The sequence below is a fragment of the Bacillus sp. 7894-2 genome (genome assembly GCF_002272225.1).
Classification (GTDB): Bacteria; Bacillota; Bacilli; order Bacillales; family Cytobacillaceae; genus Cytobacillus.
Genome location: NZ_NPDG01000069.1, coordinates 66,891 through 75,827 on the forward strand (window position 1 = coordinate 66,891; position 8,937 = coordinate 75,827).

Genomic DNA, 8,937 nt, shown 5'->3' on the forward strand with positions numbered 1-8,937 from the left:
AGGGGATTGGTGATGGAATGTTAAAAGAGAATATATCTCTCAGCCAGCTGCTGACATTGTTGATCAATTTCCTTTTAGGAAGCGCCATTGTTGTCGGAGTAGGCGGGGATGCCAAGAAAGATGCCTGGATTGCCATTGCAGCCTCCATTATGTTTGGGTTTGGGATCATGCTATTCTACTATTTCCTAATCAGCAGGGTGCCCGGGAAAAATTTGTATGAGCTCATGGAAATTGGTTTTAAAAGACCAATTGCCATTATTTTTTCTAATATTTATGTAGTTTATTTTCTGTACCTTGCCAGCCGGGTGGTCCGGGATTTTGGCGAATTGATTGCTTCGGCTATTCTGCCGTCAACGCCAATTGAGATCATTTCGCTGACCATCTGTCTTGCCATGGCTTATATTTTATATCTTGGCCTTGAAGTCCTTGGCAGAACTTCAGAAATTTTTACTCCTTATTTATTCGGATTTTTATTCCTTTTGACCATCCTTTTATTCGCAAGCGGGAATGCCAATTTAAATGAAATAAAGCCTGTGCTCGGAGATGGGCTTAAGCCTGTTTTGAAGGCGCTTTTTCCAACTTTGATCGTGTTTCCTTTTGGCGAGCTTATTGCATTTACACTCATCCTTCCTGTAGTAACCAATTTTAAATATTGCCTGCGTGTGTCCTTGCTCGGAGTGGCAATTGCGGGTGCGCTTTTATTATTTGCGATGTTTTTAATGATTGTGACTCTTGGAGCTGATGCTTTGCTGCGTTCCAATTTTCCTATGCTCAGTTCAGCCCGTGAGGTATCCATCGGTAATTTCATTGAAAGAATTGATGCGCTCGTTGTTTTTATCATGATGCTGGGGATTTTGGTCAAGGGGTCGGTGTTTATGTTTGCCGGATTGAAGGGCCTGGAATACACATTCAGACTTCCGTACAGATATTTTTCCTTGCCTGCTGCCATGATTGTTTCAGCTTATTCTGTATTGATATCAGTAAATTTTGGTGACCATTGGCAGGAGGGACTTGAGATGGTCCCATATTTCCTGCATTTGCCGTTGCAGTTCGGACTGCCTTCACTCCTATTAATCGCCGTTTTATGGAAGAGGCGAAAGAAAAAGTCTAAACCCGGCACGAAGGGGATGAAGTTTTGAGTATTCTTAAATCACTTTTAAAAATGCGCAAAAAAAACGAATATCCTGTACAAATTGAGGAAACCGCAGACCCAGGTCCGAATCTTGAAAGCATGAATCTTGAACAGCTGAAAGAAAAAATAAACGCAGAGTTCGGAAGCACGGTTGATTTAAGCATGGATGAGCTGAAAACAGAAGGCAAAGATGCGCTGCTTATCTATCTTACAACTATGATTGATACTAAATTGCTAAAGGAAACGATTCTTCAATCCATCAGCGGGAAAGAGGATGGTTTTAAATTAACAACAGAGGATGATTTAAAGTCTTTATGCAAGGCGAAACTCGGAGGAGCCGGCTATCAGCTGGTCGGGTCATTCGATGAGATTATCACCTCTCTGCTTTATGGTAACATCATCATTTTATTTAAAGATATGGAAAAGGCACTTTCTCTTTCCATGGCTATCGGCGAAGACCGGTCCATAACAGAGCCAAGCACTCAGACGGTCATCCGGGGGCCTAAGGATGGGTTCGTGGAGTCGATTACAACAAATGTAAGCCTGCTGAGAAGAAGAATAAAAAACAGAAACCTCCGATTTGAAAAATTCATCATTGGTTCTGAGACGAACACTACTGTATACATCGGGTATATGGAAGGCACGGCAAATGAAAAGATCGTTGGAGAGGTGCGCAAAAGGCTTAGAGGGATAAAGGTGAATGCTATCTTTGAATCCGGAAATATTGAAGAGCTGATTGCAGATAAATCTGCGACACCTTTTCCGCTGGCTCTGAACAGTGAGAGGCCTGATGCAGTGGCATCCAATTTACTTGAAGGGAAAATTGCCATTCTTGTTGATGGCACACCTTTTGTGCTGGTGGTTCCGGCTGTACTGGTCGATTTCTTTTCCATTGCAGAAGATTATTATCAAAACTTCATGATGGGAAGCTTCTTAAGAATAATCCGCTATTTATCCTTTATGATTGCTTTGATTACACCTTCCTTATATGTCGGGATTTTAACCTTTCATCATGAGCTTCTGCCCACGCCCCTTCTTCTCGGGATTATTGCCCAGCGGGAAGGAGTGCCGTTTCCGGCAGTGATTGAAGTGATATTGATGGAAGTAACCTTTGAGATCCTGAGGGAAGCCGGTGTCCGGATGCCAAGGGCTGTCGGGCAGACTGTTTCAATCGTAGGGGCTCTCGTAATCGGACAGGCTGCGGCAGAGGCAGGGATTATATCGAATATTATGGTCATCATTGTCGCTATTACAGCCATCGCAAATTTTGTATCGCCCACTTATAGTTTTGCAGTAGCAGCAAGGCTGTTAAGGTTTCTACTGATTATTGTGTCGGCCATATTGGGTTTGTATGGCGTCCTGATTGTACTTGTTTTTATTGTGGCCCACTTGAGCTCTCTCAGGTCTTTTGGCATTCCATATCTTTCGCCGGTGGCCCCGTTTATCATCGAGCAGCAGAAGGATGTATTTTTCAGATTCCCGATCTGGAGCATGAGGAAGAGGCCGGCTTATTTAAAGACGCAGAATCCTGAAAAGTTTCCAAAGACAGGGTCGCCTTCTCCTCCTCCAATGAAAGGAGATCAGCCCAATTGAAAAATTCTGGTGTGATGTCCGCCATTTTATTAGCGGCAGTACTGCTGTCCGGATGCTGGGATCAGCGAGAACTGGGTGAAATAACCGTTGTCACAGGAATGGCTGTGGATAAGGGAGAAAACGATAAGTATATTCTGACTGTGGAAGGGATTAATGCAACTGAATTGAATAACCGCACCGCCAGCGGCTTTGCTCCATCCATCGTTTACTCTGCGGAGGGAAATTCTCTGGCAGAGCTGACTTATAGAATGAATGAAGGGATGTCCAGGCACCTGATTTATTCTCACATGCGCACACTGATTATAGGAGAGGAGCTTGCAAAAGAGGGGATTATTGATTTCATTGATTTTCTGGAAAGAAACCGGGAAATCCGTGATGATTTTAATATATTGATTGCAAGAGATGCTAAAGGTTCTGATGTTCTAAAAGTGACGTATCAATTCCAGAAATCTACATCTTTAAAGCTGCATACTCAGCTGGACACGATGATGAAGGATTGGGGCGGAGACCCGGGAGTGAGAATGAATGATGTCATTACGGCATGGACCGCTCGTGGTCGTCAGCCTGTAATGGCCGCGGTCAGGATAAAGGGTGACCCGGAGTCTGGAGCCAGTGCGGAAAATATGATGAAGGTCACCCCGGACGCGCTTGTCGTCCTGGACTCGCTGGCTATTTTCAAAGGTGATAAGCTGGAAGGGTTCCTGACATTGGAGGATTCAAGGAATTACTTATGGATTCAGGATAAAATTGATAAAACCTCGATTACTGTAAAATGCAGCGAAAGCCGTTATATGGGGATGAGAGTATACGATACAAGGACAAAGATTAAAGGGGAACTCGAGAATGGAAAAGCTGATATTCATATAAAAATTAGAGCAGAGGCTTATATTGACGGGACTCATTGCAACGATCAGTTTGATAAAGCAAAAACATACGAAGAAAACGGGCAAATTGCAGAGAAACAGGTTAATGAAAAGGTGGCAGAAACGATCAAAAAGGTCCAGCAGGAATTTGGTACTGATATTTTTGGTTTTGGTGAAGTTGTGCTGAGACAGGATTATCAGAATTTCAAAAAAGTCGAGAAGAACTGGGATGAAAAATTTGCTGAAGCGGATATTCATGTAGACACAACATTAAACATTCGTCGAACGGGCATCAGGACTAAAAGCTTTCTGAAGGAAGTAAAGTAGAATAGAGATCCTTTCATTCATTGACGCATAAAAGCTGTATTGATATAATTTTTTATAAATTCAGCTAATTATTATTAAAAAGGTCTGGGCATTTCTCCGGACTTATTTCTTTTAAAGGGGAAAGGTCAAATGAATTTCGAAACGTCTGTCCTGCATAGAAAAAATAACAGCAATCGCAATATTAAAAGTAAAGTCACACCCATCTATCAAACCTCGGCTTTCGCTTTCAGCGATCTTGATGAGCTGGAGGGGTTTTATCAGGGTAACGGCAACTACCTTTATTCCCGGGTCGGAAATCCGAATACAGATGAGCTTGGTGAATTAATTGCCGGTCTTGAAGGAGCGCCGGCCGGGACAGCTGCCTCCTCCGGTTTATCTGCCATCCTCTCGGGAGTGCTTGCTGTGGTCAAAAGCGGCGACCATATTGTGGCTGCCGATGACCTGTACGGAGGCAGCTTCCATTTAATCAAGGAAGAGCTGACACAGCTCGGTATAGAAGTGACCGTCGTGCCCTTTTCTGATGCTCTCCAGGTGGAGGGAGCTATACAGGAGAATACAAAACTTCTATACTCAGAAAGCATCACAAATCCTTTATTGCGGGTGGAAAACCTGGATGAAGTCGTCCGCCTGGCGAAGAAGCATCATCTTGTTACCCTGATTGATAATACATTTGCCACTCCATATCATTGCCAGCCCTATTTGAAAGGCATTGATCTAGTTGTCCACAGTGCAACCAAATACATAGGCGGGCACAGTGATATTACTGCCGGTGTCCTCGCTGGAGATGAAGAGCTGGTTGGGAAAGCGCGCGGGAAAATTGTAAACCTCGGGGCAAATTTAAGTCCATTTGAAGCCTGGCTGACCTGCAGGGGAGCGAAAACGCTGGCTCTCAGAATGAAGCAGCAGTCTGCCAATGCCAGAAGAGTGGCAAGGGCATTAGAGCAAAATCAGGAAGTAAACAAGGTCTATTATCCTTTTCAGCACGGAGAAGAAGGGTTCGGCGCCATCGTCACGATTGAATTGTCTGAGAGTGCTGATGTGAATAAATTTTTCAAAGAGCTTGGATGGATAAAAATTGTGCCGACACTTGCGGGTGTTGAAACGTCCGTATCCCATCCTCTGACAACATCCCACCGGGCATTGCCTCCTGAAGTGTGCAGGGAGCTCGGCATTACTAAGCAGGTGGTAAGGATATCCATTGGCATTGAACATGCGGATGATATTATTGCACAGCTGAATGAGGCTGTTAATCGGAGTCTGTGAAGATCTTAGACGCTCTCGAGCTGGTCAAACAGCCAAAACTTCAATAAAACCAAAAAGATAACAGTTAAGATGAAGTTTTTTAGGCTGAATGTCAACTTGCCATCTTTGGGCAAAACAATGCCCATTGAAACCAAGTACCAGAACCACTTCTTATTGTTCAACCTATTTGGATTGGAGAAATGCCCCTGCTGTTTCTTTTTATTTTCATGACGGGCCCAGAGAAGCACAACAATGATATCAAGACAAGAGCCGATGGAAATGGCTGTGATCATAAACGTATTGGATGGCTGCCATTTTCCTTCGTTCTCAGCTGCCTTCTTTTCCTGATTGTGCTTTTGAACCTGGAGTTCTTTGGAGAAAGCAGAAGAAATTTCTGAAGGCTGCTCCTGTTGAAAAGCGGGTTTGAATAATACAGCCGCAAAAATTAAACTGCCTAATAACGCAATATAAACGATAAAAAACATTAAAGCCTGATTGCTGGAACGGTTCTTTTGCATATGGAAAAACCTCCCTTTATCATCATCGTACCATTTCTAACATCAAAATATTGGAAACTATTGTTACGAAACGTTGAACAAACGAAAAAAATTGATTGTACAGTTTTCAGGAATGAAGTGAATCCTTCCATTAAATACTAAGGTAACAGTATCTTAGGAAGGAGCTGACACCATGCCTGAGCTTCCGGAAATGGAAACCTACAGAAGGCTGTTAACGGAGAAACTGGTCCGTAACGTCATTACTGATGTAGAGGTGAACCGCGAAAAATCAATAAATGTGCAGCCTGCCCAATTCAAAAGTCAGCTGATTAATGTGCAAATAACGGAAATCCAAAGAAGGGCCAAGCACCTGATTTTCAAGCTGAGCTCCGGTAAAAATCTGCTGCTGCACCTTATGCTTGGGGGCTGGATGTATATCGGCAGCGAAGCGGACAATCCTGACCGAACCAAACAGGTTATTATTTCTTTTGGTGATAAAAAGCTTTATTTTATTGGACTAAGACTTGGCTATCTGCATTTGCTGACAGATGCAGAGATGGATAAGGAGCTTTCCCATCTGGGACCGGAGCCTCTGGATCACACATTGGGATTTCCGGCCTTCCGGGAACTGATCGGAAGCAGAAGAGGAATGCTGAAAACGACATTTGTCAATCAGAAGTTTCTCTCCGGAATCGGCAACTGCTACAGCGATGAAATCTGTTTTGAGGCTGGACTGCTGCCAATGAAAAAAGCGGATGAATTGGATGAGGATGAAATAAAAATCCTGTATCAGTCCATGAAGGGCGTATTAACCCGTGCCATTCAGTTTGGGGGGTATATGGAAGAGGTCTTATTTAAAGGAGATGCCAAAACCGGGGGGTATAATGAGCAGTGCAGGGTCTATGACAGAGAAGGAGAACCATGCCTCCGCTGCAGCAGCCCTATAGTGAAAGAAGAAATATCTTCACGAAAAACGTTCTATTGTGCAAACTGTCAAAGCTAGAAAAGAGGCTGCCAATTCCGGCAGCCTCTTTTCACTACTCTTTCGAATCACTCTGAATCCTGTCAACAGTCGTGGAATCGCGGGAATCCATTGCACCCTTTAGAAAATGGACAAGCATAAATCCGACCAGCCCCAATGAAACAATAAAACCGATTGTAATAGCCCACATTAAAGCCATCCTTTAACCTCCCTTTTCTATTAGCGCAGAATTTCCTTACTAAAAGATATATGCCTGAAATCTGCAATCTTTCCCTTTCGATTATGAAAAAAGGAAGGGAACAGGCTGCTGCATATCGAAGTATTGAAAGATGGCATAATGAGGTTTACAGCCAAAAGTGCTAAAGGAGGAGATCTCTTTTGGATTTTAAAACGGCAGACTTATGTGATGAACACAGCCAGGAGCTGCGTATTTGCCAGCAGGAGTTTAAATCTTATGGGCAAAAAAGAAAGTTTTCCGGCCCCATTTCTACGGTTAGAGTGTTTGAAGATAACGTGCTGGTCAAAGAGTCGCTGGAGTCCATTCCGGAGGGAAGTGTCCTGGTGGTGGATGGCGGAGGTTCAAAAAGATGCGCACTAATGGGGGACAGGCTTGGTGAGATAGCTCAATCAAGAAAGCTTGCCGGTGTAATTATTTATGGATGCGTTCGGGATACTGTGGAGCTTGGAAGCCTCGACACAGGCATCCTGGCACTTGGCTCAAACCCTTTAAAGAGCCGAAAAGAAGGAAAAGGGGACCGGAGCATTCCTATCACGTTTGGCGGGATTGACTGGAAACCGGGTGAATATGTATATGCAGATGAAGATGGCGTGATTGTCTCTTCTGTACCACTTATTTAAAGTTGAACACCCGCTTATGAGCGGGTGTTTTCTATCTTTGGCACTTTCCTGCTCAACACAGAATACCGTATCTAAAGGGGGTGCAAAGCATGATTATTATCTTTTTGCTTTTATGGGCAGCCGGCATTTATCTTTTGTTCCGCAGCAGGAATGAGGAAGAAGAACACTTGGTGCTGAAACTGATTGGTTATTATCTATTAGGAACATTTACTTTTAGCTTTAATGGCATTGTTCTTCCGGTTGGTTTTGTGATCAGTTTATTCCTGAAGCCCCGGCAGAACAGAAGCGTGAAGCGGGTCTCAGCGATCTTTGGGCTGGTAATAATGCTCCTTGGTCTTTTTTTATAGATGAAGTATAAGCCGAATGAATTGAAGGTTTTTAATCCTCTTTAACCGCTTCCTTTTCAATGCTGATTTCTTCCGGCAGCATTGTAGAAGCCTTCGGGACCTGGCGGGGCTCATAATCTATTTCATCAGATGAGTATACTCTGATCACCATCTGGCCGTGCAGGGCTTTTGCCCGAATAAGCAGGGGAAAGCTGTAACGGTTCTTAAAGGTGAAATCAGGGCCATACCAGCTTACCGTTGCATCCCGGCCGGGCGGTACATATGGAACCTTCTTGCTGTGGGAATAACGTTCGAGCACCTTCACGCCTGCCCGGTCAACTGCATTGAACAGAGTGGAGGAAACCTGGCAGATCCCGCCGCCGATATCTTCTGACAACTCCCCTCTTACGATAACCGGAGCACGCATATACCCTTTCCCCGCAGTTCTTTTGCCGACAGACCGGTTAAAAGAGAATACTTCATTCGGAAACACGACAGTATTATCAAGGGCTTCGGCTGCAAGCTGAATATTATGAGAGCGTGAGGTGTTATTTGGATTAAAATATGTAACATACTGGCCGATCATTTTAACCCGGATATGGGAAAGAAGGTCCCGATCGACACGTGGATAAACGGGAAGGATCGGAATCTCAATTCTGGCCGGCCCTTTATGATAAAAATATGAATAAAAAATATCTGTGAATGCTTTACGGTGCAGTATTCTGCCGGGTTTCTCAGCAACGATCCGCCCGCTATCGCCTATATAAGCGTTCATAGGCGGAATATACATCTGACGATCCAATGTCTCGAGCAGCTGAATGAACCGTTCACTATCTACCAGAGGAAACCCGGGAAAAGGTATTTGATAGTCGATTCTGCTGATATTTGAAATGGATTCGCCGTTATTTTCAATGGATAAATCTTCTGGAAGTCCGGCAGTCTGTGTTTGTGCTAATAACATAATCCCTAACATCCATGAGAAATACATATCACACTTCACCTCCGCCATTAGTATTGGCAGGAAAGAATTCTTTCATGTGCCGAACGAACTCTTTGATCAGCTGGGTCCAATCAGCATTGGACGCTGCCGGCAAGAAAAGAAAATAATAGAAGGCTG

General features: G+C 43.9%; 10 protein-coding genes. 7 read left to right on the forward strand and 3 right to left on the reverse strand.

Annotated features, from left to right (window positions below; genetic code table 11):
• Positions 1-17 precede the first annotated feature (17 nt).
• From CHI10_RS10990 to CHI10_RS11005, 4 genes are all read left to right on the forward strand, one after another.
• Positions 18-1,139 (forward strand): GerAB/ArcD/ProY family transporter, encoded by a 1,122-nt coding sequence (locus CHI10_RS10990; RefSeq protein ID WP_095244336.1) that lies wholly within the window; start codon positions 18-20, stop codon positions 1,137-1,139.
• The gene (locus CHI10_RS10995; protein WP_095244337.1) at positions 1,136-2,725 is read left to right on the forward strand and encodes a spore germination protein; all 1,590 of its coding nucleotides are present in this window, start codon (positions 1,136-1,138) and stop codon (positions 2,723-2,725) included. Before CHI10_RS10990 ends, CHI10_RS10995 begins: the two co-directional genes overlap by 4 nt.
• Positions 2,722-3,915, forward strand: coding sequence for a Ger(x)C family spore germination protein (locus CHI10_RS11000; protein ID WP_095244338.1), 1,194 nt, complete (start codon positions 2,722-2,724; stop codon positions 3,913-3,915). The genes CHI10_RS10995 and CHI10_RS11000 overlap by 4 nt, the downstream gene beginning before the upstream one ends.
• 129 nt (positions 3,916-4,044) lie before the next feature.
• The gene (locus CHI10_RS11005; protein WP_095244339.1) at positions 4,045-5,178 is read left to right on the forward strand and encodes a trans-sulfuration enzyme family protein; all 1,134 of its coding nucleotides are present in this window, start codon (positions 4,045-4,047) and stop codon (positions 5,176-5,178) included.
• Positions 5,179-5,183: 5 nt separating this feature from the next.
• On the opposite strand, the gene CHI10_RS11010 is transcribed toward CHI10_RS11005, so the two are convergent.
• Positions 5,184-5,675, reverse strand: a complete 492-nt coding sequence (locus tag CHI10_RS11010) for a hypothetical protein (protein ID WP_095244340.1) — start codon at positions 5,673-5,675, stop codon at positions 5,184-5,186.
• Between the two features lie 172 nt (positions 5,676-5,847).
• Here CHI10_RS11010 and mutM point away from each other — a divergent pair, with 172 nt between their 5' ends.
• On the forward strand, positions 5,848-6,657 hold the full coding sequence (mutM, locus tag CHI10_RS11015) for a bifunctional DNA-formamidopyrimidine glycosylase/DNA-(apurinic or apyrimidinic site) lyase (protein WP_095244341.1): 810 nt from the start codon (positions 5,848-5,850) through the stop codon (positions 6,655-6,657).
• Between the two features lie 34 nt (positions 6,658-6,691).
• On the opposite strand, the gene CHI10_RS22335 is transcribed toward mutM, so the two are convergent.
• Positions 6,692-6,835: a hypothetical protein gene (locus tag CHI10_RS22335; RefSeq protein ID WP_175609172.1), complete on the reverse strand. Its 144-nt coding sequence runs from the start codon at positions 6,833-6,835 to the stop codon at positions 6,692-6,694.
• 179 nt (positions 6,836-7,014) lie between these two features.
• Between CHI10_RS22335 and rraA the strand changes: the two genes are divergently transcribed.
• On the forward strand, positions 7,015-7,494 hold the full coding sequence (gene rraA / locus CHI10_RS11020; RefSeq protein WP_095244342.1) for a ribonuclease E activity regulator RraA: 480 nt from the start codon (positions 7,015-7,017) through the stop codon (positions 7,492-7,494).
• Between the two features lie 89 nt (positions 7,495-7,583).
• Positions 7,584-7,841 (forward strand): hypothetical protein, encoded by a 258-nt coding sequence (locus tag CHI10_RS11025; RefSeq protein ID WP_048010608.1) that lies wholly within the window; start codon positions 7,584-7,586, stop codon positions 7,839-7,841.
• 31 nt (positions 7,842-7,872) lie between these two features.
• Here the strand turns inward: CHI10_RS11025 and CHI10_RS11030 are convergent, their stop codons facing one another.
• Positions 7,873-8,808, reverse strand: coding sequence for a VanW family protein (locus CHI10_RS11030; RefSeq protein WP_095244343.1), 936 nt, complete (start codon positions 8,806-8,808; stop codon positions 7,873-7,875).
• Positions 8,809-8,937 lie beyond the last annotated feature (129 nt).